General features: G+C 59.0%; 20 protein-coding genes and 2 tRNA genes. 9 read left to right on the top strand and 13 right to left on the bottom strand.

Annotated features, from left to right (window positions below; translation table 11 throughout):
- Positions 1 to 92: 92 nt before the first annotated feature.
- The 9 genes from AC3ZU9_RS20060 to AC3ZU9_RS20020 all read left to right on the top strand — a co-directional run bounded on the left by AC3ZU9_RS20060 (position 93) and on the right by AC3ZU9_RS20020 (position 12,806).
- Positions 93 to 1,496 (top strand): polynucleotide adenylyltransferase PcnB, encoded by a 1,404-nt coding sequence (locus AC3ZU9_RS20060; RefSeq protein WP_015885905.1) that lies wholly within the window; start codon positions 93 to 95, stop codon positions 1,494 to 1,496.
- Between the two features lie 2 nt (positions 1,497 to 1,498).
- Positions 1,499 to 1,984, top strand: a complete 486-nt coding sequence (gene folK, locus AC3ZU9_RS20055; protein WP_122810727.1) for a 2-amino-4-hydroxy-6-hydroxymethyldihydropteridine diphosphokinase — start codon at positions 1,499 to 1,501, stop codon at positions 1,982 to 1,984.
- A gap of 286 nt (positions 1,985 to 2,270) precedes the next feature.
- The gene (gene panB, locus AC3ZU9_RS20050) at positions 2,271 to 3,071 is read left to right on the top strand and encodes a 3-methyl-2-oxobutanoate hydroxymethyltransferase (protein WP_046034293.1); all 801 of its coding nucleotides are present in this window, start codon (positions 2,271 to 2,273) and stop codon (positions 3,069 to 3,071) included.
- Positions 3,068 to 3,919, top strand: a complete 852-nt coding sequence (gene panC, locus AC3ZU9_RS20045) for a pantoate--beta-alanine ligase (protein ID WP_046034292.1) — start codon at positions 3,068 to 3,070, stop codon at positions 3,917 to 3,919. Before panB ends, panC begins: the two co-directional genes overlap by 4 nt.
- A gap of 213 nt (positions 3,920 to 4,132) precedes the next feature.
- Complete coding sequence (pgi, locus tag AC3ZU9_RS20040) at positions 4,133 to 5,797, top strand: glucose-6-phosphate isomerase (protein ID WP_015885909.1); 1,665 nt, start codon at positions 4,133 to 4,135, stop codon at positions 5,795 to 5,797.
- Between the two features lie 105 nt (positions 5,798 to 5,902).
- Complete coding sequence (acs, locus tag AC3ZU9_RS20035) at positions 5,903 to 7,840, top strand: acetate--CoA ligase (RefSeq protein ID WP_015885910.1); 1,938 nt, start codon at positions 5,903 to 5,905, stop codon at positions 7,838 to 7,840.
- 16 nt (positions 7,841 to 7,856) lie between these two features.
- Positions 7,857 to 8,726 carry an oxygenase MpaB family protein gene (locus tag AC3ZU9_RS20030; RefSeq protein ID WP_102060178.1) on the top strand — a complete coding sequence of 290 codons (870 nt, stop codon included), beginning with the start codon at positions 7,857 to 7,859 and terminating at the stop codon, positions 8,724 to 8,726.
- A gap of 57 nt (positions 8,727 to 8,783) precedes the next feature.
- Complete coding sequence (locus AC3ZU9_RS20025) at positions 8,784 to 9,800, top strand: class I SAM-dependent rRNA methyltransferase (RefSeq protein ID WP_015885912.1); 1,017 nt, start codon at positions 8,784 to 8,786, stop codon at positions 9,798 to 9,800.
- 87 nt (positions 9,801 to 9,887) lie between these two features.
- Positions 9,888 to 12,806 (top strand): DUF748 domain-containing protein, encoded by a 2,919-nt coding sequence (locus tag AC3ZU9_RS20020; RefSeq protein ID WP_490091224.1) that lies wholly within the window; start codon positions 9,888 to 9,890, stop codon positions 12,804 to 12,806.
- 288 nt (positions 12,807 to 13,094) lie between these two features.
- On the opposite strand, the gene AC3ZU9_RS20015 is transcribed toward AC3ZU9_RS20020, so the two are convergent.
- The 13 genes from AC3ZU9_RS20015 to glmM form a co-directional block, all read right to left on the bottom strand.
- Positions 13,095 to 13,718 (bottom strand): BON domain-containing protein, encoded by a 624-nt coding sequence (locus AC3ZU9_RS20015; protein ID WP_093544332.1) that lies wholly within the window; start codon positions 13,716 to 13,718, stop codon positions 13,095 to 13,097.
- Between the two features lie 295 nt (positions 13,719 to 14,013).
- A complete protein-coding gene (pnp, locus tag AC3ZU9_RS20010) occupies positions 14,014 to 16,119 on the bottom strand; it encodes a polyribonucleotide nucleotidyltransferase (RefSeq protein WP_046034287.1) in 2,106 nt (701 codons plus the stop codon).
- A gap of 194 nt (positions 16,120 to 16,313) precedes the next feature.
- A complete protein-coding gene (rpsO, locus tag AC3ZU9_RS20005) occupies positions 16,314 to 16,583 on the bottom strand; it encodes a 30S ribosomal protein S15 (RefSeq protein WP_003177875.1) in 270 nt (89 codons plus the stop codon).
- A gap of 115 nt (positions 16,584 to 16,698) precedes the next feature.
- The gene (gene truB, locus AC3ZU9_RS20000) at positions 16,699 to 17,616 is read right to left on the bottom strand and encodes a tRNA pseudouridine(55) synthase TruB (protein ID WP_015885916.1); all 918 of its coding nucleotides are present in this window, start codon (positions 17,614 to 17,616) and stop codon (positions 16,699 to 16,701) included.
- A gap of 3 nt (positions 17,617 to 17,619) precedes the next feature.
- Complete coding sequence (gene rbfA, locus AC3ZU9_RS19995; protein ID WP_015885917.1) at positions 17,620 to 18,015, bottom strand: 30S ribosome-binding factor RbfA; 396 nt, start codon at positions 18,013 to 18,015, stop codon at positions 17,620 to 17,622.
- Positions 18,016 to 18,174: 159 nt separating this feature from the next.
- Positions 18,175 to 20,700, bottom strand: coding sequence for a translation initiation factor IF-2 (infB, locus tag AC3ZU9_RS19990; RefSeq protein WP_015885918.1), 2,526 nt, complete (start codon positions 20,698 to 20,700; stop codon positions 18,175 to 18,177).
- Between the two features lie 27 nt (positions 20,701 to 20,727).
- Positions 20,728 to 22,209, bottom strand: coding sequence for a transcription termination factor NusA (gene nusA, locus AC3ZU9_RS19985; RefSeq protein ID WP_003212187.1), 1,482 nt, complete (start codon positions 22,207 to 22,209; stop codon positions 20,728 to 20,730).
- 47 nt (positions 22,210 to 22,256) lie between these two features.
- Complete coding sequence (gene rimP / locus AC3ZU9_RS19980) at positions 22,257 to 22,715, bottom strand: ribosome maturation factor RimP (protein WP_003235029.1); 459 nt, start codon at positions 22,713 to 22,715, stop codon at positions 22,257 to 22,259.
- A gap of 140 nt (positions 22,716 to 22,855) precedes the next feature.
- Positions 22,856 to 22,932, bottom strand: a tRNA-Met gene (locus AC3ZU9_RS19975).
- A gap of 96 nt (positions 22,933 to 23,028) precedes the next feature.
- Positions 23,029 to 23,114: transfer RNA gene (locus tag AC3ZU9_RS19970), tRNA-Leu, on the bottom strand.
- A 22-nt stretch (positions 23,115 to 23,136) separates the two neighbouring features.
- Positions 23,137 to 23,520 carry a preprotein translocase subunit SecG gene (gene secG, locus AC3ZU9_RS19965; RefSeq protein WP_010206600.1) on the bottom strand — a complete coding sequence of 128 codons (384 nt, stop codon included), beginning with the start codon at positions 23,518 to 23,520 and terminating at the stop codon, positions 23,137 to 23,139.
- Positions 23,521 to 23,524: 4 nt separating this feature from the next.
- A complete protein-coding gene (gene tpiA / locus AC3ZU9_RS19960) occupies positions 23,525 to 24,280 on the bottom strand; it encodes a triose-phosphate isomerase (protein WP_015885920.1) in 756 nt (251 codons plus the stop codon).
- A 66-nt stretch (positions 24,281 to 24,346) separates the two neighbouring features.
- The gene (gene glmM, locus AC3ZU9_RS19955) at positions 24,347 to 25,684 is read right to left on the bottom strand and encodes a phosphoglucosamine mutase (protein WP_490091223.1); all 1,338 of its coding nucleotides are present in this window, start codon (positions 25,682 to 25,684) and stop codon (positions 24,347 to 24,349) included.
- Positions 25,685 to 25,691 lie beyond the last annotated feature (7 nt).

Raw genomic sequence — 25,691 nt, 5'->3', positions numbered from 1 at the left:
CCTACACCATCCCCTGACTAAATGCTAGAATCCCGGCCCATCATGCGGTCATTCTTCGTTATGGCCGAACATTCCTTCAAACAGTGCATCCCATGCTGAAGAAGTTGTTCCAGTCATTCCGTTCTCCCTTGCGTCGTACGCAACACAAACGCAGCACGCCTGAAGTGCTCAACAGCAGCCAGCATTCGCTGCAACGTGCTCAATTCAGCCGTTATGCAGTGAACATCGTCGAGCGTTTGCAGAACGCCGGTTACCAGGCCTATCTGGTGGGCGGGTGCGTGCGTGACATGCTGCTCAATATCACGCCCAAGGACTTCGACGTTGCCACCAGCGCTACGCCTGAGCAGGTACGCGCCGAATTCCGCAATGCGCGCATCATCGGTCGGCGCTTCAAGTTGGTGCATATCCACTTCGGACGCGAAATCATCGAAGTCGCGACGTTCCGTGCAGGCCACCCGCAAAACGATGAAGAGGAAGACACCAACCAGTCCTCCCGCAACGAAAGCGGGCGCATCTTGCGCGACAACGTCTACGGCACCTTGGAAGAAGACGCGCAGCGCCGCGACTTCACCATTAACGCCCTGTATTACGATCCGGTCAGCGAACGCATTCTCGATTACGCCAATGGCGTACACGACATTCGCAATAACCTGATCCGCCTGATCGGCGACCCGGTCCAGCGCTACCAGGAAGACCCGGTGCGCATGCTGCGGGCCGTGCGGTTTGCCGCCAAGCTGAACTTCGGCATCGAGAAACACACGGCTGCGCCGATTCGCGAACTGGCACCGATGCTGCGGGAGATCCCTTCAGCGCGCCTGTTCGAAGAAGTGCTCAAGCTGTTCCTCTCGGGGTACGCAGCCGACACCTTTGAAATGCTGGTGGACCTGCAGCTGTTCGATCCCCTGTTCCCGGCCAGCGCCGAGGCGTTGGAATACAACCCCACGTACACCCACACCCTGATCAGCGAAGCACTGATCAACACTGACCTGCGCATCAAGCAGAACAAACCGGTGACCCCGGCGTTCCTGTTTGCCGCCCTGCTGTGGCCAGCCCTGCCAAAACGCGTACTGCGCCTGCAAGACCGTGGCATGCCACCGATTCCGGCCATGCAGGAAGCCGCGCATGAGCTGATCGCCGAGCAGTGCCAACGCATCGCAATCCCGAAACGCTTCACCATGCCGATCCGCGAGATCTGGGACATGCAGGAACGCCTGCCGCGCCGTAGCGGCAAACGTGCTGACCTGCTCCTGGACAACCCCCGCTTCCGCGCAGGCTATGACTTCCTGCTGCTGCGCGAAAGCGCTGGCGAGCAAACCGACGGCCTGGGCGAATGGTGGACCGACTACCAGGATGCCAATGACAGCGAGCGCCGCGACATGATCCGTGACCTCGGCAGCAAAGGCGACGGCGAAGGCGCTGGGCCGAAGAAGCGTCGCCGCAGTGGTACCAAGCGCAAGCGCAGTGCCGCTGATGCCTCGGGCGCTGCAGGCGAATAAACGTGGAACGCATCTACATCGGCATGGGCAGCAACCTGGCTGCCCCGGATCAGCAATTGCGCAGTGCTATTGAAGCGCTGGCGCAATTGCCAGGCACCACCGTCGCCGGTGTCTCCGCCTTTTATCAAAGTGACTCTCTGCTCCCGGGCCAGCCGCGCTATACCAATGCGGTGGCCGCCCTGGACAGCAGCCTCGCGCCCCTTGAGTTACTGGATGCGCTGCAAGCCATCGAAAACGACCAGGGCCGCGAACGCCTGGAGCGCTGGGGACCGCGCACGCTCGACCTGGATATCCTGCTGTTTGGCGATCACCTGATCGACGAGCCACGCCTCAAGGTGCCCCATTACCAGATGCACCTGCGTGCGTTTGTACTGTACCCGCTGGCGGAACTCGCGCCCGCCACCTTGTCATTGCCTGACGGCCAAACCCTGCGCGACTTGCTGGCCGCTTGCCCGTTTATCGGCCTGGAACGCCTTCCTCAGGACTGACTCAGCCAGCGCCCACATGTTGATCTCCTGTGACGTGAAAACGGGGCTCAAGTTGCTGAATCGCGTCAGTAACAGCGGTAACACCGCCATCGTAACAATGCGGTAACACATCCAATTGACTTCCCGTGTCCTCCTCACGACTATAGGCGTCCCGCTGCCGCCAACCCGGCGCTAAAGGGCGCAATCCAGGCCTTATAAGCACTGCTCTCAAGACAGTGCGCCTGTATAAACGAAGACTCACGCGCGTTACTCGCTGTTTCCAAGCGCCTGAACGAGGACCCTTTTCATGCCAGACATTACCCTGACCACCTTGCAGAGCCTCAAGCTCAAAGGTGAAAAAATCACCATGCTGACCTGCTATGACGCCACCTTCGCCCACGCCAGCTGCCAGGCCGGGGTTGAAGTGCTGCTGGTGGGCGACTCCCTGGGCATGGTTCTTCAAGGGAATGACAGCACCCTGCCCGTCACCACCGATGAACTTGCGTACCACACCGCCAGCGTCAAGCGTGGCAACGATGGCGCCTTCATCATCGCCGACCTGCCGTTCATGGGTTACGCGACGCTTGAACAGACCTTCCAGAATGCCGGCAAGCTGATGCAAGCCGGTGCGCACATGATCAAAGTCGAAGGTGCGGTGTGGCTTGCCGAGTCGATCCGCCTGCTGGCTGAGCGCGGCGTGCCGGTGTGCGCGCACATGGGCCTGACACCACAGTCGGTGAACCTCCTCGGCGGCTACAAGGTACAGGGCCGTAATGAGGCCCAGGCGCGCCAGATGCGCGCCGATGCCATCGCCTTGGAACAAGCCGGCGCGGCAATGATCCTGCTCGAATGCGTGCCAAGCGAACTGGCGGCAGAAATCACCCAGGCCGTGAAAGTGCCGGTGATCGGTATTGGCGCGGGTTCCGCCACCGATGGCCAGGTACTGGTGTTGCACGACATGCTCGGCCTGTCGATCACCGGTCGCGTGCCGAAGTTCGTGAAAAACTTCATGACCGGCCAAGCCAGCATCCACGACGCATTGAGCGCCTACGTCGCTGAAGTCAAAGGCGTGACCTTCCCTGGCGCCGAACACGGATTCTCTGCATGAACACCGTAAAAACCGTACGTGAACTGCGCGCAGCCGTAACGCACGCCCGCAGCGCCGGCAAGCGCATTGGCTTTGTGCCCACCATGGGCAACCTGCACAGCGGCCATGCCACCCTGGTGACCAAGGCCGCCCAACAGGCCGACTTCGTGGTGGCGAGCATCTTCGTCAACCCGCTGCAGTTTGGCGCCGGCGAAGACTTGGACAAGTACCCACGCACCCTCGCCGCCGACCAGGAAAAGCTGCTGCAAGCCGGCTGCAACCTGCTGTTCGCGCCCACCGTCGAGGAAATGTACCCCGGCGGCATGACCGGCCAGACCCGCGTGAGCGTGCCGCAACTGTCTGAAGGCCTGTGCGGCGCCAGCCGTCCAGGGCACTTCGAAGGCGTGGCGACGGTGGTCAGCAAGCTGTTCAACATGGTCCAGCCGGACATGGCCGTGTTTGGCCAGAAGGATTACCAGCAACTGGCGGTGATCCGCGCCATGGTCCACGACCTGAACATGCCCATCCAGATCATCGGCGAACCCACCGTGCGCGCCGACGACGGTCTCGCACTGTCGTCGCGCAATGGCTACCTCACCGATGAGCAGCGGGCCATTGCCCCGGTGCTGTACCGCAGCCTCAGCCAGATTGGCGCAGCGATCAAAGCCGGTGATCACGACTTCGCCAAGCTGCGTGCCGAACAGGTCCAGCAGATCGAAGCTGCCGGGTTGCGCCTGGACTACCTTGAAGTACGCCAGGGCGTGCATTTGCGCCCCGCCACGCCCGAGGACCGCGATATCGTAATCCTGGTAGCCGCTTATCTGGGGGCCACCCGCCTCATCGACAACCTGCACCTGACCCTCGACTGACCCCTCCTTGCTGCGGAAATAAAAAGTGCCGGTATAAAAAAGTACCGGCCTGAGCGCAGACAAAGCCAAGACATATCGACACGCTAGGTTTAATGTAATCGCCCTGCGCTATGGTTAGCGCTGTCCGGAACCCATTGCTTGATAAAAGACTGGACGTTCCGGGCTTAAAAGTGTCCTAAAGGCAGTCCCCGTAATAAAAGGAAACCCGCAGCGATGGCGTACTACCGCACTCCTCATGACGTTACCGCTCTGCCCGCCTGGCAAGCGCTCAATCAACATCGCCAAGCCATGCAGGATTTCAGCATGCGCGAAGCATTCAATGCCGATCCTCAGCGTTTCTCCCAGTTCACCTTGAGCAGCTGCGGACTTTTCCTCGATTACTCGAAAAACCTGATCACCAGCGAAACCCGTGACCTGCTCGTGGGCCTGGCCAAAGAAGTCGGCCTGAAAGACGCGATCAATTCGCTGTATGCCGGCGAGCCCGTCAACTCTTCCGAAGGTCGCCCAGCGCTGCACACCGCTCTGCGCCGTCCGGTGGGTGACAAGCTGTCGGTGAACGGCGTGAACATCATGCCGGACGTGCACAAGGTGCTGAACCAGATCACTGACCTGGTCGGCCGCATCCATGATGGCCTGTGGCGTGGCTACACCGAAAAGCCGATCACCGACGTGGTGAACATCGGTATCGGTGGCTCGTTCCTCGGCCCGGAACTGGTCTCCGAAGCGTTGTTGTCCTACGCCCATAAAGGCGTGCGCTGCCATTACCTGGCGAACATCGACGGCAGCGAGTTCCATGAGCTGACCATGAAGCTGCGCGCCGAGACCACGCTGTTTATCGTCTCGTCAAAATCCTTCAACACCCTCGAAACCCTGAAAAACGCCCAGGCCGCCCGCGCCTGGTACCTGGCTCAGGGTGGCTCGGAAGCCGAGTTGTATCGTCACTTCATCGCCGTATCCAGCAACAACGCGGCAGCCGTGGCCTTCGGTATCCGCGAAGAAAACATCTTCCCGATGTGGGACTGGGTCGGCGGCCGTTACTCACTGTGGTCGGCCATCGGCTTGCCCATCGCCCTGGCGATCGGCATGTCCAACTTCAAGGAACTGCTGTCCGGTGCCTACACCATGGACCAGCATTTCCAGAACGCCCCATTCGAAGCCAACATGCCGGTGCTGCTGGGCTTGCTGGGCGTGTGGTACGGCAACTTCTGGGGTGCGCAGAGCCACGCGATCCTGCCGTACGACCACTACCTGCGTAACATCACCAAGCACTTGCAACAGCTGGACATGGAATCCAACGGCAAGAGCGTTCGCCAGGACGGTACGCCCGTCGCTACCGATACCGGCCCGGTGATCTGGGGTGGCGTGGGTTGCAACGGCCAGCACGCTTACCACCAGTTGCTGCACCAGGGGACCCAACTGATCCCGGCCGACTTCATCGTGCCGATCGTCAGCTTCAACCCGGTGTCCGACCACCATCAGTGGCTGTACGCCAACTGCCTGTCCCAGAGCCAGGCGCTGATGCTCGGCAAGACCCGCGTCGAAGCCGAAGCCGAGCTGCGCGACAAAGGCATCCCGGAAGACGAAGTGCAGAAGCTGGCACCGCACAAGGTGATCCCGGGCAACCGTCCGAGCAACACCCTCGTGGTCGAGCGCATCAGCCCGCGTCGCCTGGGGGCACTGGTCGCCATGTATGAGCATAAAGTGTTCGTGCAGAGCGTGATCTGGGGCATCAACGCCTTCGACCAATGGGGCGTGGAACTGGGCAAAGAGCTGGGCAAAGGCGTCTACAACCGCCTGACCGGCGCCGAAGAAACCTCGGCCGAGGACGCTTCGACCCAGGGCCTGATCAACTACTTCCGCGGTCGTCACCGCGGCTGATACAGGTATTGCAGGGCCAACGTCCGTTTGGAGGTTGGCCTTGAACCCTCCCCTTGCAGGGTGCATCTTTATGACTTGTGGCTAAAACAAGAATAAGGATCGCTCATGTTCGATATCAGCACGTTTCCCACCGCCGATGCCGTCCGCCGGGCTGCGCAACTCAGTCAAGAGGACTACCAGCGCCTCTACCGCCAATCCATCGAACAGCCGGATACCTTCTGGGCTGAACAGGCCAAGGCCTTTCTCGACTGGATAACCCCTTGGCACACGGTTCATCGCTCAGACATCAACACCGGCGCCGCCCAATGGTTTGCCGGCGGGCAACTGAACGTCAGCTACAACTGCATCGACCGTCACCTGGGGCAACGCGCCGATCAACCGGCCTTCATCTGGGAAGGCGATGATCCTGCGAAATCGTCCACAATCACTTACCGCCAGCTGCACCAGAACGTCAGCCGCCTGGCCAATGTACTGAAAAGCCGTGGCGTGAAAAAAGGCGACCGGGTGTGCATCTACATGCCGATGATCCCGGAAGCCGCCTACGCCATGCTTGCCTGCACGCGGATTGGCGCCGTGCACTCCGTGGTTTTTGGTGGGTTCTCGCCGGACGCCCTGCGCGATCGTATTCTCGACGCGGACTGCCGCACCGTGATCACCGCCGACGAAGGCGTACGCGGCGGCAAGCCGGTGGCGTTGAAACAAAATGTCGACAAAGCCCTGGCCAGTTGCCCCAACGTCAGTACCGTGCTGGTGGTTGAGCGCACGGGGGCTGATCTGATCTGGGTGAAAGACCGCGACATCAAGTATCGACAAGCCCTGGACGCCGCCAGCGACGACTGCCCGCCCGAGCCGATGGACGCTGAAGACCCGCTGTTCATCCTCTACACCTCCGGCAGCACCGGCAAACCCAAGGGCGTGTTGCACACCACCGGTGGCTACCTGCTGCAAGCAGCAATGACCTTCAAGTACGTGCTCGACTACCGCGACGGCGAAGTGTTCTGGTGCACCGCCGATGTGGGCTGGGTCACCGGCCACAGTTACATCGTGTACGGCCCGCTGGCCAATGGCGCGACCTCGCTGATGTTTGAAGGGGTGCCGAGCTACCCGGACAGTTCGCGCTTCTGGCAGGTGATCGACAAGCACAAGGTCAATATTTTCTACACCGCGCCCACGGCCTTGCGTGCATTGATGCGTGAGGGCCATGGCCCGCTGGAGAACACGTCCCGCGCCAGCCTGCGCCTGCTGGGCAGCGTCGGCGAACCGATCAACCCGGAAGCCTGGGATTGGTACTTCAACGCCGTGGGCGAACAACGCTGCCCGATTGTCGACACCTGGTGGCAGACCGAAACCGGCGGCATCATGCTCAGCCCCTTGGTCAGCGCGCAACGGATCAAGCCGGGCTGTGCAACCCAGCCCATGTTCGGCGTACAGCCCGTGTTACTGGATGAACACGGCAAGGCCTTCAGCGGCGCCGGCAGTGGCGTGCTGGCAATCAAAGCGAGCTGGCCGGGGCAGATCCGCAGTGTGTACGGCGATCCGCAGCGGATGATCGACACCTACTTCAAACCCTACCCCGGCTACTACTTCACCGGTGACGGTGCGCGGCGCGATGAAGACGGTGACTACTGGATCACCGGACGCATCGACGATGTGATCAACGTGTCCGGTCACCGTATCGGCACCGCCGAGGTCGAGAGCGCCCTGGTATTGCACGACCAGGTCGCCGAAGCCGCCGTGGTGGGCTACCCCCATGACGTCAAAGGCCAGGGCATTTATGCCTTTGTCACGCCCATGAATGGCGTGGAGCCCAGCGACGCGTTAAAAAAACATTTGCTGGAATTGGTCAGCAAGGAAATTGGCAGCTTCGCCAAGCCGGAACTGATTCAATGGGCACCGGCCTTGCCCAAGACCCGCTCCGGCAAGATCATGCGCAGGATTTTGCGCAAGATCGCCTGCAACGAACTCGACAGCCTCGGCGACACGTCGACCCTGGCTGACCCGAGCGTCGTAGAGGGCTTGATCGACAAGCGCCTGAACCGATAGGAAACCCCACGTCGCCATGGAATTTATTCGCAGCCGTATCGAAACCCAGTTGATGAGCCTCACCGGCCTGTCGCTGGGCCAACTGGACCTGGAAAACCCCAAGGGTGACCCAGGCCTGTTCGGGCCTGACTCGGTGAGTTGGCAAGTCCATGGCGACTTCACCAGCATGCTCGTCGGCGGCATCAGCGCCTTGATGCTGCAGGCCTTGCACCCCTTGGCCCTGGCGGGTGTATGGGACCATTCGAACTTTCGCCAGGACATGCTCGGGCGCTTACGGCGTACCTCGCAGTTCATCTCGGGCACGACCTTTGGCTCGCGCAAAGACGCCGAATGGCTGATCGAAAAGGTCCGTACCATTCATTTGCAGGTGGTCGGCCATGCGCCGGATGGTCGGTCCTATGCGGCCAGCGATCCGGAACTGCTGACCTGGGTGCATGTGGCGGAAGTCAGTCACTTCCTGGCCGCCCACTTACGGTATCGCAACCCACACCTTTCAGGCCGGGACCAGGACCGTTACTACAGCGAAATTGCCTTGGTGGCCGAGCGGCTGGGCGCACGGCATGTTCCGCGCTCGCGGCAGGAAATTTCGGATTATCTGGCACGTATTCGTCCACAACTGCTGTGCGACGATCGCAGCCGCGAGGTCCTGCGTTTGCTGCTGAATGCGCCCTCTCCCAGTACGCTGGCCAAACCTTTTGGCGCCTTGATGATGCAAGCCGGGATCGACCTGCTGCCGGATTGGGCCAGCGCCATGCTTGGACAGCACCAGAGCCCGCTGCAACGCCAGATGATCCGAGCCGGGGTCAAACGCAGTGCGCCGATGCTGCGTTGGGCCATGCGCAACGGTTCGGTACAACGCGCCCATCGGCGGATGGGGTTGATGTAGGCGACGGCGCATAGCTGTTAAACTTCGCGCCCTCAATTCCCCAGCAAGGCGCGCTCCATGTCTTCCTTGAATCAGGCGCTGCGCGCCGCCCTCGATCATCGCCAAGACCTGATCAGCGAGTTGCACGCCCAGGGCACCGACTGCTACCGCGTGTTCCACGGCAGCCAGGAAGGCGCCGGCGGCCTGACCATCGACCGCTACGGCCCGCAATTGCTGGTGCAGAGCTTCCACCAATCCCTGCAAACCGAAGCGCTGTTAGACCTGCATCAACAGATCAACCAGTCCATGGGGCTGGAATTGCTGCTGGTGTACAACGACCGTTCCCGTGGCAATTCGCGCATCGACCGCGAAGACACGGTATACCGTGCCGAGCCCGCCGCGCTGGAGGACCTGGTTGGTCACGAGTGGGGCCTCAATTACCGCGTGCGCGGGCGCCATGCCGGGCAGGACCCACTGCTGTTCCTTGACCTGCGCAATACCCGTGGCTGGGTCAAGGCGCACAGCGCCGGCAAAAGCGTGCTGAACCTGTTCGCCTACACCTGCGGCGTGGGACTGAGCGCGGCTGCCGGCGGTGCGCGTGAGGTGTGCAACCTGGACTTTGCCGAGGGCAACCTGGCGGTCGGTCGCGAAAATGGCCTGCTCAACCCGCAATTGCCCACCATGGAGTTCGTACAATCCGACTACTTCCCGGCCATTCGCCAACTGGCCGGCCTGCCGATCACCCAGCGGCGTGGGCAGAAACTGCCGAGCTATCCGCGCCTGGAGCAACGTCAATACGACCTGGTTTTGCTTGACCCTCCGGCCTGGGCCAAGAGCGCATTCGGTACCGTCGACCTGCTGCGCGACTATCAGAGCCTGCTCAAACCCGCGCTACTTGCCACGGCTGAAAATGGCGTGCTGATCTGCTGCAACAACCTGGCAAAAGTCAGCATGGAGGATTGGCGCGAGCAGGTACTGCGTTGCGCTGAAAAAGCCGGCCGACCGGTGCGCGACTGCAAAATCATGACGCCCGGAGTGGACTTTCCCTCACAGGATCAACAGCCCCCCCTGAAAACCCTGATACTGCAACTGTAAGACCTTTCCCAAAGGCCCGGCTCTTCGGAACCGAAAACCCGTGCCATACTCCAAGGCACTCCTGTATGACATAGATGGCGCCGCCCCATGCCCAAAGGATTGATCCGCGCCACTGGCGCCTTGTTGACTGCCCTTGCCCTGTACAGCTTACTGGGCTTTCTGATTCTCCCCGGTATTGCGCTTCGTATCGCCAACCAGCAGTTGGCGAATTACGCCACGGTGCCGGCGCGGATCGAACGGATCGAGTTCAATCCGTTCAGCCTGGAAGTGACGGCCTGGGGCCTGCAAATCGGTGAGCCCGGCAAGGAGCAGGTAGGTTTCGAACGCCTCTATGCCAACCTGCAGATCGACAGTCTCTGGACCCGCGCCTTGCACCTCGCTGATATACAACTGGACAAGCCCAAGACCGAGCTGTTGTTCGACAAGTCCGGCCAGTTGAATCTGGCGCAGTTGTTCAAGCTGCCACCCAGTGAGCCCACCCCGACCGATCCGGATGCCAAGCCGTTTCCATTGCGTATCGACAGCATCAAGCTGGCGGCCGGCTACGTGCACTTCCAGGATTTACGCCCCAGCGAGCCTATCGAATTCCTCTACGACACACTCGACTTCGAGCTGAAGAACCTCAGCACCTTGCCAGAAGACAATGCCGACATGACCTTGGTCGCGGCAGGCCCTGAAGGTGGGCAGATCGACTGGAAAGGCAATTTCAGCCTGGTGCCGATCACCTCCGAAGGTACGTTGAAGGTCACTGGCGGAAAGATGAAAGCCTGGTGGCCCTACGTACGTGACGCGCTGCCACTGGTGCTTGAAGACGGCGTGCTCAACTTCAGCACCGAGTACACGTTCAGCCTGGCCAAAGAGACCGAACTGAAGCTGACCAACACCGCCGCCAGCATCGCACCGTTCTCCATCAAGGCCCCCGACGGCCGTCCATTGGCACGCCTGGAGCGCCTGGACGTCAGCGAGACCACCGTGGACCTGGCCAAGCAGCAGGTGATCGTCGGCAAGATCCGCAGCAACAAGCTGGAAACCTGGGCGGCGCTTGAGGCCGACGGGCAGTTGGACTGGCAAAAGCTGTTCGCCAGCCAACCGAGTAAACCCGCCAAGGCGCCGGAGCCTGCGACCGCACCGGCCACCGCCGACTCGCCAAAACCCGCGCCCGCCGCGCCAAGCAAACCGTGGCAAGTGCTGCTCAAGGACGTGCAACTGCGCAATTACCAGGTGCACCTGGCTGACCGTCAGGCCAAGCCGGCGGTCGCGTTGGAAGTGGGCCCGCTGAACGTCGATATGCAGAACTTCGATAGCCTCAACCAGAGCCCGTTCACCTTGAAAGTCGACACCGGCCTGGGCAAGCAAGGCAAGCTCCAGGCGACCGGCGAAGTCAACCTCAACCCGGTCAGCGCCAAGCTCAAAGTGAACACCCAGGACATCGACCTCCGAGTTGCCCAGTCCTATATCAGCCCTTTCATCCGCCTGGAACTGCGCAGCGGCATGCTCGGCAGCGCCCTCGATGTAAACCTGAAAAGCACCGCCCCGTTGAAACTGCAAGTCACTGGCCGGGCACAGGTCGACCAGTTGCACACGCTGGACACCCTCAAGACCCGCGACTTCGTCAAATGGCAGCGCCTGGTGTTGGAAGGTGTGAACTATCAACACGGCGACAGTCTGTCGATTGACAAGGTCAACCTGCTGCAGCCGTATGCGCGCTTCATGATCAACGATGACCGCACCACCAACGTGGATGACCTGTTGATACCGCAACCAGCCGACAAGAGCGCGAAGCCCGCCAGCAAAGACAAGCCCTTGGGCATTCGTATCGGGCAAATTGCGATCAATGACGGTTCCGCCAACTTTGCTGACTTCAGCCTCACACCTAACTTCGCCACGGCCATTCAACAGCTCAACGGGCAGATCGGCACGATCGACAGTCGCCAGGCCAAGCCGGCCAGCGTCGATATCAAGGGCAAGGTGGACCGGTATGCGCCGGTGACCATCAAAGGCAGCGTGAACCCGTTTGATCCTATGGCAGCGCTGGATATCGCCACCAGCTTCAAACGTGTCGAGCTGACCACCCTGACCCCCTATTCCGGTAAGTTCGCGGGGTTCCGGATCCGTAAGGGGCGCCTGAATCTCGACCTGCACTACGTGATCACCAAGGGCCAATTGAAGGCTGAGAACAAAGTGGTGGTTGAACAGCTGCAACTGGGTGAGAAAGTCGACAGCGCCGATGCCGTGGACTTGCCGATTCGCCTGGCAATCGCCCTGCTGAAGGACTCCGACGGCAAGATCTCCATCGAACTGCCGGTGACCGGCGACCTGAATAACCCGCAATTCAGCGTAATGCCGATCGTCTGGCAGACCCTGCGTAACCTGGTAGTGCGCGCGGCGACAGCGCCCTTCAAGTTTATCGGTGGGTTGGTGACGGGTGGGGGATCGGAAGACCTGGGGAATGTGTCGTTCGCCGCAGGTTCCAGCGAGTTGAACAAAGACGCTGAGGGCGCGTTGAATAAGCTGGCCAACGCGCTGAAAGAGCGCCCTACCCTGCGCCTGGAAATCGAAGGTACCGCCGCTGCCAGCAGCGATGGCCCACTTCTCGCCGCACAGCGTCTGGAGCGCGAATACCAATACAACTACTACAAGATGCTCCAGCGCCGCGGCGACAAGGTTCCGGCCCAGGCTTCCTTGGTGGAAGTACCGGAGAGTGAAAAAGCGCCCTTGCTGGAAGGCATCTACCGCACCCGTCTGAAACAGCAGCCGCCGGCGGAGTGGAAAGACCTTAGCCGTGATGAGCGCACAGCGAAGCTCAAGGACGGCGTGATCAAGTTCTGGAGCACAAGTGATGTACTGCTGCGCCAGCTGGGTCAGGACCGGGCCAGCACCATCAAGGACTACCTGGTCGACAAAGGGAAGTTGGAAGATGACCGGGTGTACTTCATCGATGCCAACCTGGGCCAGGCCGAGAAGGATGGTCGGGTCGTGACACCGATGCACCTGGATGCCGAGTAACGTCTGAGCGACACCTGTGCAACGGTGGGAGCTGGCTCGCCTGCGATACCGACACCTTCGTGATTCAGCTGAATCGAGGTGATGCTATCGCAGGCGAGCCAGCTCCCACAGTTGTTATCGGCTGACCTTGCGATTGTGTTCCAGCCCACAATAGAACAGGCCCCGGCACAAGTGCCGGGGCCTGTAATGACCACATCCGTGTGGTCGGTCGCATGAACCTTAGAGGTGCATTGAGTGGATATCTAACTCACGCGCCGCCGCCGCCTAGTTCAGACGAATTATTGAGCGTTACTCTGCTTTCAGGCCGTCGGCCGATACAGCTTTAACGCCTTTGATTTTCTTGGTGATATTCACCGCGGTAGTTTTCTGAGCTTCGGTGACTGCGGCAGTCGAAGACAGGGAAACTACGCCTTTGTTGGTCTCGACTTTGATGTCGGTGCCAGGAATGCCTTTCTCGGTTACCAGATCAGCTTTTACTTTGGTAGTGATCCAAGTATCGGAGGTCGACTCTTTGGCGTTAGCCGCTGCGCCTTTGGTTTTATCGATGTTGTCAGCCTTGGTAGCGCCGCCAGCCAGCAGGCCATCAGCAGAAACGGCAGTCACACCTTTAATTTTCTTGGTGATGGCAACAGCAGTCGCTTTTTGCGCATCCGAGATAGCGACTTCCGAGGACAGGGAAACCACACCTTTGTTGGTTTCAACCTTGATGTCCGAACCCGGAATGCCTTTTTCGGTCAGCAGATCAGCTTTAACTTTGGTGGTGATCCAAGTGTCAGAAGTCGATTCTTTTGCCTTGGTGACTTCACCGGCGGCCAGGGTCATTGGCGCCTGGGAATTCTGTGCGAAGGCTACGTTAGCCATAGCCAGGGTCAGAGCGGTAGCAGTTGCAGTAGCGAGAGCGAACTTCTTCATACGAGTAACTCCTGTTTTATTAAAAGTCTGCAGTGTGTGAACCTTGATGCTGCAGCGTTAACAGGGTTATTGCAGGCAGTGTGCCAAGTCTTGGCCAAGCACTAAACCGTTATAAAACAATGACTTATAAAAACAGGTAATTTTCGAAATCGTGCAACTTGCATGAAACAGTCCGCCCCTGCATGCAAGTTGCGGCTTTTTTTGAGTTTAGTAAGCGCCTGATTATTAGGCATTTTCTCACGGGCATAAAAAAGGACTCCGAAGAGTCCTTTTTTCAGCGTAAAGCCCGGGGTGATTAAACGCCCGAAGCCTTCGCTGCTGCTACGTCCTTGATGGACAGCTTGATACGGCCGCGGTTGTCCACGTCCAGAACCAGCACTTCCACTTCCTGGCCTTCTTTCAGAATGTCGGTCACTTTCTCAACGCGAGCGTCGCTCAGCATGGAGATGTGAACCAAACCGTCTTTGCCTGGCAGGATGTTGACGAATGCGCCGAAGTCGACGATGCGCTCAACCTTACCAACGTAGATCTTGCCGATCTCGGCTTCAGCAGTGATGCCCAGAACGCGCTGACGCGCGGCTTCTGCAGCTTCCTTGGTTTCGCCGAAGATCTTGATCGAACCGTCATCTTCGATGTCGATCGAAGCCTTGGTTTCTTCGCAGATCGCACGAATGGTCGCGCCGCCTTTACCGATAACATCACGGATTTTGTCGGTGTCGATTTTCATCGCGATCATGGTCGGAGCATTTTCCGACAGCTCGGTACGCGACTGACCAATGATCTGGTTCATCTGACCGAGGATGTTCAGGCGCGCTTCCAGGGCTTGGCCCAGAGCGATTTCCATGATTTCTTCGGTGATGCCTTTGATCTTGATGTCCATCTGCAGCGCGGTCACACCTTTGGCGGTACCGGCTACTTTGAAGTCCATGTCACCCAGGTGGTCTTCGTCGCCCAGGATGTCGGTCAGGATGGCGAACTTCTCGCCTTCTTTAACCAGACCCATGGCGATACCGGCAACCGGCGCCTTCATCGGCACACCGGCGTCCATCAGTGCCAGGGAAGCACCGCAAACGGAAGCCATGGAGCTGGAACCGTTCGACTCAGTGATTTCCGATACGACACGGATGGTGTACGGGAACACGTCGGCGGCTGGCAGCATGGCCGAAATCGAACGACGGGCCAGGCGGCCGTGACCGATTTCGCGACGACCAGCACCGCCCATGCGACCACACTCGCCCACCGAGAACGGAGGGAAGTTGTAGTGCAGCATGAAGGGGTCTTTTTTCTCGCCTTCCAGGGTGTCCAGCAGCTGTGCGTCGCGGGCAGTACCCAGGGTCGCAACAACCAGTGCCTGGGTTTCACCACGGGTGAACAGGGCCGAACCGTGAGTCTTCGGCAGAACGCCGACTTCGATGTTCAGCGGGCGCACGGTGCGGGTGTCGCGGCCGTCGATACGTGGCTTGCCGTTAACGATGTTTTCGCGAACGGTGCGGTATTCGATTTCACCGAAGGCTGCTTTGACTTCGCTGGAAGAAGGCTGACCTTCTTCGCCGGACAGTTTGGCAACGACTTGGTCCTTCAGTTCACCCAGGCGAGCGTAACGGTCGGCCTTGACAGTGATGGTGTAGGCGTCGGAGATAGCAGCGCCGAACTCGGAGCGGATAGCGCCCAGCAGTGCGGTGGCTTCTGGCTGAGGAGCCCAGGTCCAGGTTGGCTTGGCCGCTTCGGCAGCCAGTTCTTTAACGGCGTTGATCACCACTTGGAACTCGTCGTGAGCAAACAGTACCGCGCCCAGCATCTGGTCTTCGGTCAGCTCTTTGGCTTCCGATTCAACCATCAACACGGCTTCCGAAGTACCGGCAACGACCATGTCCAGGCTCGAAGCTTTCTGCTGCTCGTAAGTCGGGTTCAGCAGGTAGCCGGTGCTTTCGTGGAAGGCGACGCGGGCAGCGCCGATCGGGCCATCGAAAGGAATGCCGGAAATAGCCAGGGCCGCCGAGGTACCGATCATCGCAGCGATGTCCGGATCGGTCTTCTTGCTGGTGGAAACGACGGTGCAGACAACCTGCACTTCGTTCATGAAGCCTTCTGGGAACAGCGGACGGATCGGACGGTCGATCAGTCGGGAAGTCAGGGTTTCTTTCTCGGAAGGACGGCCTTCGCGCTTGAAGAAACCGCCAGGGATCTTACCGGCAGCGTAAGTCTTTTCCTGGTAGTGAACGGAAAGAGGGAAGAAGCCTTTGCTCGGGTCAGCGGTCTTGGCGCCAACAACGGTCACCAATACGGTGACGTCGTCGTCAACGGTAACCAGCACTGCGCCGGAGGCTTGACGGGCGATACGGCCTGTCTCGAGGGTAACGGTCGACTGACCGAACTGGAATTTTTTGATAACCGGGTTCACGGTGTCCTACCTTCTTTGTGGCTCTTGGGGAACTTGTCTTCTTGCGAAATTCTTGGGCAATGTCGGGAATCGGCCCGCCGCTTGTCCAGGGTAAAACGTGTATCCAGATAAAACTTGAGGCTGGGAGCCTGCCATGGGCCAGCGGGAATCCCACTGACACACGGCAGACAACCAACCTCTAGCGCAATCGCTGATTAGCGACGCAGACCCAGGCGACCGATCAGAGTCTGATAACGACCCAGATCCTTGCCTTTCAGGTAGTCCAGCAGCTTACGGCGCTGGTTTACCATGCGGATCAGACCACGACGGGAGTGGTGATCTTTACCGTTGGCCTTGAAGTGACCTTGCAGCTTGTTGATGTTGTGGGTCAGCAGTGCAACTTGCACTTCTGGCGAACCAGTGTCACCAACAGCTTGCTGATAGTCAGCTACGATTTGTGCTTTTTCTTGAACGTCGAGAGCCATGAGGCAATCCTTTTTTCAGGAAACCACCCAAAGGGCGGTTTCAACAGGCCAGGGACAAATCCCTGTATCTAAAAATGAGTGTTGACCGTGCCTGTTAACAGCCACACTCGTTCGGTCATTCTGACCGAATCAGTCGACGCGGCGCGATGCGCCCGTCTTCGCTCACTTCACCGATACCGATAAAGCGACCGTTATGATCCTGTACCCGCACCATACCGAACTTCGGAGCGTCCGGGGCACGTACCGGTTGGCCGTTGAGCCAGTAGAACGCGCTGTGCTCCGAAAAGTGCAGCAATGGCCAATCCAGTAGACCGCTGTCCGACGGCATCAGGAAACGATCAACCGCTTCGTTCCCCCCTTCGGCGTGTACGGCTTCCAACTCTTCCAGCGTGACCGTCTGGGCCAGGCTGAACGGACCTGCCTGGGTGCGTCGCAGCTCTGCAACGTACGCGCCGCAACCAAGCTTTTCACCGATATCTTCCACCAGGGTACGGATATAGGTGCCTTTGCTGCAGTCCACGGCCAAGCGGGCAGTGTCGCCTTCATGAGCGAGCAATTCCAAGCGCGCAATAGTAACAGAACGCGGTTCGCGCTCCACTACTTCGCCCGCACGTGCCAGCTTGTAGAGCGGCTGGCCATCACGCTTGAGAGCCGAGTACATCGGCGGTATCTGACTGATTTCCCCACGAAAACCGGGTAAAGCAGCTTCAATATCAGCACGACCAACGGTCACGTCGCGAACCTGCAAAACATCACCTTCAGCGTCGGCCGTGGTGGTGGTCTTGCCCAGTTGCATCAGGGTTTCGTACCCCTTGTCGGAATCGAGCAGGTATTGCGAGAACTTGGTGGCCTCACCAAAGCACAACGGCAGTACGCCGGTGGCCAGGGGATCAAGGCTGCCGGTGTGCCCGGCCTTCTCCGCATTGAGCAGCCAGCGGACTTTCTGCAACGCGGCATTGGAGGTGAAGCCAATGGGCTTGTCGAGCAGAATGATGCCGCTGACATTGCGACGGATACGTTTGACCTGAGCCACCGCTTACTCCTTGGCGTCTTCAGGTGTGGACGGATGCTGGCTGTCTTCAGCCACGGCGCGCTCGATCAGCGCCGACAGGTGCGCACCACGTACGACGCTTTCGTCGTAGTGGAAGTGCAACTGGGGAACACTGCGCAGCTTCATCTCACGGGCCAACTGCATACGCAGGAAGCCTGCGGCGGCGTTGAGCACCTTGATGCTTTGTGCAATTTCTTCGGCGCTGTCCTGCCCCATCACGGTGATGAAGATCTTGGCGTGACCCACGTCACGGCTCACTTCAACAGCAGTGATCGTGACCAGGCCAACGCGGGGGTCTTTGACTTCGCGACGGATCAGTTGGGCCAGCTCGCGCTGCATCTGATCGCCGATACGCTGGGTACGGCTGTATTCTTTTGCCATGTCTTGTTACCTGTTACTGCCACACGGTGAAACCCGTGGGGTCTGAAAGCGGCAAACGCCCGGCCTGACAAAAGCCAGACCGGGCGTTGCGTTTAGAGTCCGGACACTGCGCGGGGCATTTGCATGCCCACACACGGCGTGGCTCCTGAAGTGCGCGAGTTAGAGGCTGCGAGCAACCTGAACCTTCTCGTAGACTTCGATCTTGTCGCCAGCCTTGACGTCGTTGTAGCTCTTGACGCCGATACCGCATTCCATGCCGGCACGTACTTCGGAAGCGTCATCCTTGAAGCGGCGCAGGGATTCCAGCTCGCCTTCGAAGATAACGATGTCTTCACGCAGTACACGGATTGGACGGTTACGGTACACAGTACCTTCGATAACCATGCAACCGGCGATCGCGCCGAATTTCGGCGAGCGGAACACGTCACGCACCTCGGCCACACCCAGGATGTTCTCCCGGACGTCGCTGCCAAGCATGCCGGTGAGGGCCTTCTTGACGTCTTCGATGATGTCGTAGATGACGTTGTAGTAACGCATATCCAGGCCTTCCTGCTCGACGATCTTGCGAGCGCCAGCATCGGCACGCACGTTGAAGCCGAACAGTACAGCGTTGGAGGCCAGTGCCAGGTTGGCGTCGGATTCGGTGATACCACCGACACCGCCACCGACAACGCGCACTTGCACTTCGTCGTTACCCAGGCCGTTCAAGGCGCCGTTCAACGCCTCGAGGGAACCACGGACGTCAGATTTGAGGACGATGTTAAGCGTCTTCTTCTCTGCCTGGCCCATGTTCTCGAAGATGTTTTCCAGCTTACCGGCGTGAGCACGAGCGAGTTTGACTTCGCGGAACTTGCCTTGGCGGAACAGAGCCACTTCACGGGCTTTCTTCTCGTCCGACAGCACGCTCATCTCGTCGCCAGCGTCCGGGGTACCGTCCAGGCCGAGGATCTCGACAGGGATGGAAGGACCGGCTTCTTTGATTGGCTTGCCGTTCTCGTCGAGCATGGCACGTACACGGCCGTAGTTCGAACCAACCAGCACCATGTCGCCTTGGCGCAGGGTACCGTCTTGAACCAGAACGGTTGCAACCGGGCCACGACCTTTGTCGAGACGCGATTCAACCACAACACCGCGACCTGGGGCCGATGGGGTTGCCTTGAGTTCGAGTACTTCAGCTTGCAGCAGGACGGCTTCGAGCAGCTCGTCTACGCCAGTACCGACTTTCGCCGAGACCGAAACGAACGGCGTATCACCGCCCCACTCTTCGGACGTCACGCCGTGAACCGACAGTTCGCTACGGATGCGATCGAGATCGGCGCCCGGCTTGTCGATTTTGTTCACGGCAACAACCAGTGGAACACCAGCGGCCTTAGCGTGCTGGACAGCTTCAATGGTCTGCGGCATCACGCCGTCGTCCGCTGCAACTACCAGGATCACGATGTCAGTCGCCTTGGCACCACGGGCACGCATTGCGGTAAACGCGGCGTGACCAGGGGTGTCGAGGAAGGTGACCATGCCGCGCTCGGTTTCAACGTGGTATGCACCGATGTGCTGGGTGATACCGCCGGCTTCGCCAGCAGCTACCTTGGCACGACGGATGTAGTCGAGCAGCGAAGTCTTACCATGGTCAACGTGGCCCATTACGGTCACAACTGGCGCACGGGAGAACGTCTCACCTTCAAACTTCAAGGACTCGGCCAGGGAGTCTTCCAGGGCGGTGTCGCTGACCAGGGTCACTTTGTGGCCCAGTTCTTCGGCTACCAGCTGAGCAGTTTCCTGATCAAGCACCTGGTTGATGGTCGCTGGGGTACCCAGTTTGAACATGAACTTGATGATTTCAGCAGCCTTGACCGACATCTGATTGGCGAGATCGCCAACCGTGATGGTCTCGCCGATCTGCACATCACGCACGACAGGGCCGGTTGGGCTCTGGAAACCGTGGGCGTTGCGTTTTTTCAGCTTGGCCTTGCCGCGACCACCACGACGGAAGCCATCGCTTTCTTCGTCGGTGGTGCGTGGAGCAACGCGTGGAGCAGGCGCTTTCTCTTTGACCGAGGCACGATGCGGAGCGTTTTTACGCTCGCCATCGCCACCACCACCGCGACGATTGTTATCGTCGGCACGTGGTTTGTCCGGACGACGAGGTTCGTCGCGCTTGCGGGCGTCAGCAGCCGGTGCTGGTGCGGCGGCAACCGGAGCGGCCTCACGCACAGCTTCAACAGGCGCTACAGGAGCGGCGACCGCTTCAGTACCAGCAGGTTGCGCAGCAGCAGGCTGGCGACGCGCTTCTTCTTCGGCGCGACGCTTGGCTTCTTCTTCAGCCTTCTGACGAGCAGCATTTTCTACTGCGCGACGTTCTTCCAGTTCGCGTTTGCGCTCGGCTTCGATTTCTTCCGGGCTACGCTGTACGAAGACTTTCTTCTTGCGTACTTCAACGCTGATGCTCTTGCTACCAGCAACACGCAGGGTGCTGGTGGTTTTGCGCTGCAATGTAATCTTGCGCGGTTCTTCCACTTTCGCCTTGTGGCTGCTCTTCAAGTGAGTCAGCAAAGACTGCTTCTCACTATCGCTCACACCTTCATCGGCGGCGGTGTGCGGCAGACCTGCCTCACGCATCTGCTGCAACAGGCGCTCTACCGGTGTTTTGACCTCATCGGCCAGTTGTTTCACCGTGACTTGCGTCATGCACTTCTCTCCTCAGGCCGCGCCTAGTTACTCGAACCAATGGGCTCGGGCGGCCATGATCAACTTGCCGGCACGATCATCGTCAATGCCGTCGATGTCGAGCAGATCGTCAATAGACTGCTCGGCCAGGTCTTCGCGGGTAATTACGCCGCGCACCGCCAGTTCCATCGCCAAATCCTTGTCCATACCCTCAAGCGAGAGCAGGTCTTCGGCCGGATGGGCGTCTGCCAGCTTTTCCTCAGTAGCGATGGCTTTAGTCAACAAACGATCCTTGGCCCGAGCGCGAAGCTCGTTGACGGTGTCTTCGTCAAAGCCGTCGATGTTGAGCATTTCTTCCAACGGTACGTAGGCAATCTCTTCCAGGCTGGTGAAGCCTTCATCTACCAGCACCTGTGCCAGGTCTTCGTCGACTTCCAGCTCGTCGATGAAGTTGCGCAGGATGTCACCGGTTTCAGCTTGCTGCTTAGCCTGGATGTCCGATTCGGTCATCACGTTCAGGGTCCAACCGGTCAGTTGGCTCGCCAGACGCACGTTCTGACCACCACGACCAATGGCCTGAGCCAGATTGTCTGCGCCAACGGCGATGTCCATTGCATGGGCATCCTCGTCAACGATAATTGCCGCCACTTCAGCTGGCGACATGGCGTTGATCACGAACTGCGCCGGGTTATCGTCCCACAGGACGATGTCCACACGCTCACCGCCCAGTTCGCCCGACACTGCCTGGACGCGCGAACCGCGCATACCAATGCAAGCGCCTTGCGGGTCGATGCGTTTGTCCTTGGACCGAACCGCGATCTTGGCGCGCGAACCCGGGTCGCGGGACGCAGCCATGACTTCGATCAGGCCTTCGGCAATTTCCGGCACTTCGATACGGAACAGCTCGATCAGCATTTCCGGCGCGGTACGCGACAGGATCAACTGAGGGCCGCGGTTCTCGGTGCGGATTTCCTTGAGCAGCGCACGCAAGCGCACGCCAACCCGGAAGGTTTCGCGAGAGATGATGTCTTCGCGGGCCAGCAACGCTTCGGCGTTGTTGCCCAGGTCAACGATCACGTTGTCGCGGGTTACTTTTTTCACGGTGCCGGAGATGATTTCACCCAGGCGTTCGCGATAGGCGTCAACGACTTGAGCGCGCTCAGCTTCGCGAACCTTCTGCACGATGACCTGTTTGGCGGTCTGTGCAGCAATACGGCCGAATTCGATCGACTCGATCTTTTCTTCGACGACATCACCGACCTGGGCGCCTGGATGCGTTTCGGCAACCTTGCTTGGCCAGGTTTCGATGGCCGGATCATCAAGATCGGCCTCTTCGACGACCGTCCAGCGACGGAAAGTCTCATAGGCACCGGTGTGGCGGTTGATTTCCACACGCAGATCAACTTCGTCTTCAAAACGCTTTTTGGTAGCAGTGGCCAGGGCCAGCTCCAGCGCTTCAAAAATCACGTTTGCCGGTACGCCCTTTTCATTGGATACCGACTCAACAACCAGCAGTACTTCTTTGCTCATCGTACGCCTCGCCTTTCGCAAGCCATTGGATCCGCGGGATCCGCGTCTCAGTCAAAACTGGGAATAATGTTGGCCTTGTCGATCATATCGATCGGCAACAGGAACTCATGGTCTTCTACCTGCACCACGACGTCCTGCTCTTCTACACCGCGCAGAAGGCCCTGAAAGTTGCGTCGCCCTTCGAACGGGGAGCGCAGCTTGATCTTCACTTGTTCACCGGCAAATTTTGCAAACTGATCAATAGTGAACAGTGGGCGTTCCATGCCTGGCGAGGAAACTTCTAAGGTGTATTCAACGGAGATCGGATCTTCAACATCCAGCACACCGCTGATCTGACGGCTGACAATGGCACAATCGTCCACCAGCACGCCGCCCTCTTTATCGATATAAACGCGCAACATTGAGTGGCGACCTTGAGCCGAAAACTCAATACCCCAGCATTCATAGCCTAGGGCCACGACCACCGGGGCCAACAAGGCCTGCAACTCTTCTAGCTTGCTCGACACCTGAACCCCCTCGTGCATGTATGTGCATGCTGTGCAAAATAAAAAAATGGGCGAAACGCCCATCCTTGAAACGCCGTCGAACAGCGGCGTTGAAAGTGTCCAGCTAACAAAAAGCCCCTTAAAAGGGGCTCCGCTAAAACTGGTTGCGGGGGCCGGATTTGAACCGACGACCTTCGGGTTATGAGCCCGACGAGCTACCAGACTGCTCCACCCCGCGACAAAGCTGGGGCGGAAGTATACGACCGATCCCTTACAGGGTCAATGTAACCTTCCACCTACAAGAAAGCCCGCAACAGCGGGCTCTCCTGATAATTGGTACCGAGAAGGGGACTCGAACCCCTACACCCTATGGGCACAACCACCTCAAGGTTGCGTGTCTACCAATTCCACCACCTCGGCAATACAGCGTTTACAACCCTTCTTACTTCTGCTCTTGAGCTGGAGGTACGTCAGTCGCTGGAGTAGCCGACTTTTGCTCTTGAAGCACCGGGACATCATCAGAAGCCGGTTTTGCTTTTGGTACTTCCAACACTGCTGGGTTTGGGAGACCTACTTGAGTCAGCACATGAGCTTTCTCTTTAGCAAAGTAACCTAACCCCAAGCTGGTTATGAAGAAACCGGCGGCAAGTATAGCAGTAAACTTACTAAGAAAGGTAGAGGAACCTTGGCTTCCGAATACAGTATTTGAAGCACCTGCACCGAAAGACGCACCAGCATCCGCACCTTTACCCTGTTGCAACAAGACCAGGGCAACTACGCCCAAGGCAGCCAACAGATGAAAAACGACTACGACTGTTTCCAGCATTTTTTCAGTTTCCCGCGGCGCGACAGATCGCACCGAACTCATCTGCATTCAGGGAAGCTCCACCAATGAGCCCCCCATCGATATCCGGCATGCCGAACAGTTCGACCGCATTGGCCGCCTTCACGCTGCCGCCGTATAGAAGCCGCACACCTTGTGCGACTTCAGAATTCTCTGCCGCCAACTGCGCCCGGATGGCTGCGTGCACATCCTGCGCCTGTTGCGGTGTAGCAGTCAGCCCGGTGCCAATGGCCCAGACCGGCTCGTAAGCAATAACCGCCTTTGCAAACGCACCAACACCCAGCTCCTCGATGATGCTGCCAAGCTGACGCGAGACAACCTCAAGAGTCTTGCCCGATTCACGCTGCTCAAGGGTCTCCCCTATGCACAACACTGGAATCAAGCCACAAGCCTGTGCCGCTGCGAACTTGCGATTGAGTGTCCCATCACGCTCGCCCATCATCTGACGACGCTCGGAGTGCCCGACAAGCACATAGGAACAACCCGCATCAACCAGCTGACTCGGTGCAATCTCACCGGTCAACGCACCTTGCATGGCTTCCACCGCAGAATTCTGCGCGCCGACCTGAATCGACTTACCTTTCAAGCCATCAACCACTTGGGTGATATGCAAGCAAGGCGGGAACACCGCGATATCAACACCGCTAGGCAAGGCCAAGTGACGAAGGCCATTGATCAGCTCAGCGACACTGGCGCGGGTACCGTGCATCTTCCAGTTACCAGCTACCATAGTGCGACGCATGCTGTACCTCGTCGGTCAAAGTGGGCGCAGATGTTACCCAACCACATCATCACTGGCAAGCCGAATTCAGGCGCAAACTTCAGTTACCAGTTTTGCCAGGTCTTCGGCATGGCCGCGAACCTGTGTTTCGTCATCACCTTCGACCATGACACGCACCAGAGGCTCTGTGCCGGACTTACGCAACAACACTCGACCACGCCCAGCCATTGCCAGGGTCACGCGCTCGCAAGCCTCTTTGACAGCGGGGTGCTCAATCGGGTTTTCACCACCGGCAAAACGCACATTGAGCAGCACTTGCGGGCATTTGCGCAGCGCCTGACGCGCCTGGGCAAGGCTCTCTTCGCGACGACGCAACGACAGCAGAACCTGCAACGCAGCAATGATGGCATCGCCCGTAGTGGTGTGCTGGAAGCAGACAACGTGCCCGGAATTCTCACCCCCCACCTGCCAGTTACGCTCCAGCAGTTCGGCGATCACATAGCGGTCACCGACATTGGCGCGCACGAACGGGATGCCCAGGTCCGCCAAGGCCAATTCAAGCCCCAGGTTACTCATCAGCGTACCGACGACACCACCTTGCAGCTTGTTACGCTCATGCAGGTCGCGGGCAATGATGAACAAAAGGTCGTCCCCATCAACGATCGCCCCCGTGTGGTCCACCATCAGCACACGGTCACCATCACCATCGAAGGCAATACCCAGGTCAGCATGCTCGGCAAGGACGGCGGCCTGCAGTTGCTCCATATGCGTGGAGCCGCAGTTGTCGTTGATATTCAGCCCGTTCGGCTGGGCCGACAGAACGGTCACGTCCGCCCCCAACTCCTTGAATACGCTTGGCGCCACTTTATAGGTCGCACCATGGGCGCAATCGACCACAATCTTCAAACCGGCGAAATTGGTGCTGCTCGGCACACTGCTCTTGCAGAATTCGATATATCGACCCGATGCGTCGTTGATACGCGACACCTTGCCCAACCTGCTGGACTCAACCACCGTCATCGGCGCATCCAGCAGCTCTTCGATCATCAACTCGATCTCATCCGGCAGCTTAGTGCCCTGACCCGAGAAGAATTTGATGCCGTTGTCGTCATGGGGGTTGTGCGAGGCACTGATCACAATACCGGCTTCAGCGTGAAAGGTGCGCGTCAGGTAGGCGATCGCCGGGGTCGGCATAGGGCCCAGCAGCATGACATCGGCACCCGCGGCGGACAGGCCTGCCTCCAGTGCGGACTCAAACATGTACCCTGAAATACGGGTGTCCTTGCCCACCAGGATGCGACACGCCCCCATACTGCGGAACGCCATACCCGCCGCCCAACCCAGCTTGAGCATGAAATCAGGAGTAATCGGAAATTCGCCGACCCGACCACGGATACCGTCGGTGCCAAAGTATTTTTTAGTCATAAGTGCT

Source organism: Pseudomonas sp. A39 (genome assembly GCF_058145955.1).
This window is presented reverse-complemented; position numbering and strand designations above follow the sequence as displayed.

Excerpts from the sequence above, each read along its gene's own strand:
- AC3ZU9_RS20060 (WP_015885905.1), top strand. The coding sequence starts at position 93 with ATGCTGAAGAAGTTGTTCCAGTCATTCCGTTCTCCCTTGCGTCGTACG.
- panB (WP_046034293.1), top strand. The coding sequence starts at position 2,271 with ATGCCAGACATTACCCTGACCACCTTGCAGAGCCTCAAGCTCAAAGGT.
- panC (WP_046034292.1), top strand. The coding sequence starts at position 3,068 with ATGAACACCGTAAAAACCGTACGTGAACTGCGCGCAGCCGTAACGCAC.
- pgi (WP_015885909.1), top strand. The coding sequence starts at position 4,133 with ATGGCGTACTACCGCACTCCTCATGACGTTACCGCTCTGCCCGCCTGG.
- acs (WP_015885910.1), top strand. The coding sequence starts at position 5,903 with ATGTTCGATATCAGCACGTTTCCCACCGCCGATGCCGTCCGCCGGGCT.
- AC3ZU9_RS20030 (WP_102060178.1), top strand. The coding sequence starts at position 7,857 with ATGGAATTTATTCGCAGCCGTATCGAAACCCAGTTGATGAGCCTCACC.
- AC3ZU9_RS20025 (WP_015885912.1), top strand. The coding sequence starts at position 8,784 with ATGTCTTCCTTGAATCAGGCGCTGCGCGCCGCCCTCGATCATCGCCAA.
- AC3ZU9_RS20020 (WP_490091224.1), top strand. The coding sequence starts at position 9,888 with ATGCCCAAAGGATTGATCCGCGCCACTGGCGCCTTGTTGACTGCCCTT.
- AC3ZU9_RS20015 (WP_093544332.1), bottom strand. The coding sequence starts at position 13,718 with ATGAAGAAGTTCGCTCTCGCTACTGCAACTGCTACCGCTCTGACCCTG.
- rpsO (WP_003177875.1), bottom strand. The coding sequence starts at position 16,583 with ATGGCTCTCGACGTTCAAGAAAAAGCACAAATCGTAGCTGACTATCAG.
- rbfA (WP_015885917.1), bottom strand. The coding sequence starts at position 18,015 with ATGGCAAAAGAATACAGCCGTACCCAGCGTATCGGCGATCAGATGCAG.
- infB (WP_015885918.1), bottom strand. The coding sequence starts at position 20,700 with ATGACGCAAGTCACGGTGAAACAACTGGCCGATGAGGTCAAAACACCG.
- nusA (WP_003212187.1), bottom strand. The coding sequence starts at position 22,209 with ATGAGCAAAGAAGTACTGCTGGTTGTTGAGTCGGTATCCAATGAAAAG.
- secG (WP_010206600.1), bottom strand. The coding sequence starts at position 23,520 with ATGCTGGAAACAGTCGTAGTCGTTTTTCATCTGTTGGCTGCCTTGGGC.
- tpiA (WP_015885920.1), bottom strand. The coding sequence starts at position 24,280 with ATGCGTCGCACTATGGTAGCTGGTAACTGGAAGATGCACGGTACCCGC.
- glmM (WP_490091223.1), bottom strand. The coding sequence starts at position 25,684 with ATGACTAAAAAATACTTTGGCACCGACGGTATCCGTGGTCGGGTCGGC.